The sequence below is a fragment of the Dellaglioa sp. CoH-57-MRSF-16 genome, assembly GCF_056782055.1.
In genome coordinates this window covers 1-301 of record NZ_JBXAXZ010000138.1, presented here as the reverse complement: position 1 = coordinate 301, position 301 = coordinate 1, and the positions used below count along the sequence as shown (strand labels likewise).

Genomic DNA, 301 nt, shown 5'->3' with positions numbered 1-301 from the left:
GTGGAAGAAAGTCCGGGCCTCGCTCCGCGAGCGTGGTCTGGTGTTTGACCCGGCTAACAAGGTGATCAAGAAGTCGAGTGTCACCGATCAGTATGAGCCGCCGAGCCTCGACGCCGTGCCTGAGTGGTTCCTGAACAAGGGCGAAGCGGAAGATAAACCGCGCAAGCGTCGTCGCACTGACGAAATTTCGTTCAATGTTTGATAAAGGAGAAAGTGTATGCGTAAACTCGCAACTCTGCGCCGCGTTTCGGCCCTGAACCCGATCGAGGGTGCTGATCGCATCGAGCTGGCTGTCGTGGAT

General features: G+C 56.8%; 1 protein-coding gene. It reads left to right on the top strand.

The annotated features are described in order from the left end of the window. A partial coding sequence (locus AC1RPH_RS08190) for a hypothetical protein (RefSeq protein ID WP_481762092.1) occupies positions 1–202 on the top strand: 202 nt, incomplete at its 5' end. Positions 203–301 lie beyond the last annotated feature (99 nt).